The following is a 1,762-nucleotide window of genomic DNA, read 5'->3' as shown; positions in this document are numbered from 1 at the left end:
AAATAGTGGAACAGCTTGGTTTGAAGAGGTTGAACCGGAAGATAACGTTTGCTACGAGAGTTAACGTTGAGGGAAATGTTTACGGAAGGGAAGTAACTGAGAGCTTTGAGCACAGTTCATCTTTAATTAAGGACTCGGGTTCTGGGCTTTATTACTTTACCAACGAAAAAGAAAGCACGCAGAAAACGGTGGTAGAAAAAGGCGCGAAGAGAACAGTAGTAACAATTGTCGGCTTGCCTTTCTACGCAGATACTGCAAAGAAAGTGGCTCCGATACTGGCTCTGCTGTTCTTAACTCCCGTATTGGGTGGGCTGTTCTCTAAATGGTTAAAAGCGTGAAGTTTAAATATTTTTGACTTTGTATTTCTTAATGGGGTGGTTTAGTGTGCCTAAGGCGACCTTTGTTATTAGTGAGGAAACCTTAGAGGAATTTAAAAAAGTGGCTATCCAGCGTTATGGGAACAAGAGAGGCGTTCTGAGTGTGGCAATAGAAGAAGCCATTAAAGACTGGATCAAGAAAACCAAAGAGGAGCTGGAAAATGCCAAGTGAGACTATTAAACTCACGGCAAAATTCAAACTCAAAACAGAACCCGAAGGGTTAGAAGACCTCTCCACCCTTTACCAAGAAATCGTGAACTTTTTAATCACCTACGCTTTTGAGAACAACATTACGAGCTTCTACCGGTTGAAGAAAGAGACGTACAAAAGCCTTCGGGAGCAGTACCCAGAACTCCCAAGCCATTACATTCACACGGCCTGCCAAATGGCCACCTCAATCTACAAGAGTTACAGGAAGAGAAAAAGACGAGGAAAAGCCAACGGAAAACCCATTTTCAAAAAGCAAGTAATAATGCTGGATGATCATCTTTTCAAGCTCGACCTTGAAGAGGGAATTATCAAGCTCTCAACTCCAAGTGGAAGGCTGAAACTGGAGTTTTACCCGGCAAAACACCACGAGAAGTTTAGGGAGTGGAAAATAGGGCAAGCCTGGCTTGTTAAAAACCAGATGGGAATTTTCCTCCACGTGGTGTTCTCAAAGGAAGTTGAAGTCAGAGAGCCGAAAGTCATTGTCGGCGTGGACTTGAACGAGAACAACGTAACGCTAAGCCTTCCAAACGGTGAATTCGTTCAGATAATTACACACGAGCGGGAGATTAGAACTGGCTACTTCCTAAAGAGGAGAAAAATTCAGAAGAAAATAAAAACCGGCAAAAAGAGAAAAGAGCTTCTGGAAAAGTATGGGAGAAGGGAGAGGAACAGGCTGAACGATTTGTATCACAAGTTGGCTAACAAAATCGTTGAATTAGCTGAAAAATACGGTGGTATTACCTTGGAGGACTTAACGGAAATCAGGAACACAATAAGGTATTCGGCTGAAATGAACGGTCGCTTGCACAGGTGGAGTTTTAGAAGGCTTCAAGCCATTATTGAGTATAAAGCCAAGTTGAAGGGTGTGAGTGTCGTTTTTGTTGATCCTGCTCGCACTTCATCCCTGTGCCCGATATGTGGGGGGAAGCTAGTCCCGAATGGGCACAGGGTTTTAAAATGCGAGTGTGGTTTTGAGGCTGATAGGGATGTTGTTGGGAGTTGGAATATTCGTTTGAAAGCCCTGAAGATGTGGGGAGTCTCCGTTCCCCCCGAAAGCCAGCCAATGAAGACGGGAGGCTGGAAGCCTACCCGTTACGAAATTAACACCCTACACACACTTTACGGGTAGGCAGAACGGCTACTTCCAGCTCTGTGTTAGAAGGGTTGGGAGAAT

The 1,762-nt window shown here is 44.3% G+C and carries 2 protein-coding genes and 1 pseudogene; all 3 read left to right on the top strand.

The annotated features are described in order from the left end of the window. Window positions 1-338, top strand: a pseudogene (locus THEPK_RS05955) (DUF5305 family protein); the annotation flags it as partial. 46 nt (window positions 339-384) lie between these two features. Beyond that, entirely contained in the window at window positions 385-549 is a 165-nt protein-coding gene (locus tag THEPK_RS13385; RefSeq protein ID WP_198011288.1) for a hypothetical protein, read from the top strand. After that, window positions 539-1,717, top strand: coding sequence for an RNA-guided endonuclease InsQ/TnpB family protein (locus THEPK_RS05950; protein WP_042699505.1), 1,179 nt, complete (start codon window positions 539-541; stop codon window positions 1,715-1,717). The genes THEPK_RS13385 and THEPK_RS05950 overlap by 11 nt, the downstream gene beginning before the upstream one ends. The last annotated feature ends 45 nt before the right edge of the window (window positions 1,718-1,762 follow it).

The organism is Thermococcus sp. PK (genome assembly GCF_000430485.1).
GTDB lineage: Archaea > Methanobacteriota_B > Thermococci > Thermococcales > Thermococcaceae > Thermococcus_A > Thermococcus_A bergensis.
The sequence above is the reverse complement of the archived record's forward strand: the minus strand, read 5'-3'. Positions and strand labels throughout refer to the sequence as shown.